Origin of the sequence: Pseudomonas sp. FSL R10-2189, from assembly GCF_009600325.1 — a bacterium.
GTDB lineage: Bacteria > Pseudomonadota > Gammaproteobacteria > Pseudomonadales > Pseudomonadaceae > Aquipseudomonas > Aquipseudomonas helleri.
Genome location: NZ_WIVZ01000174.1, coordinates 1 through 238, shown reverse-complemented (window position 1 = coordinate 238; position 238 = coordinate 1). Strand labels below are relative to the sequence as shown.

The following is a 238-nucleotide window of genomic DNA, read 5'->3' as shown; positions in this document are numbered from 1 at the left end:
GTCCGAGCATCATGGAGCCCCCGCCACCGCAAGCAACTCACCGGAAATACTGATGTCGCGCATCGCTTCTGCGACGACAGCCATCCGCGTAGGTTCCGGGGGCGTTCTGCTGCCCAACTACAGCAGCCTGAAAATAGCCGAGAACTATCAACTGCTTGAGGCGCTTTTCCCGAACAGGATCGATCTCGGATTTGGCCGGGCACCCGGCGCCGATCGTCGTACGAGTCAGGCGCTCAAC

The 238-nt window shown here is 60.5% G+C and carries 1 protein-coding gene; it reads left to right on the top strand.

Translation table 11 applies throughout. The features are described from left to right. A partial coding sequence (locus GHO32_RS26365; protein WP_153443149.1) for an LLM class flavin-dependent oxidoreductase occupies positions 1–238 on the top strand: 238 nt, incomplete at both ends.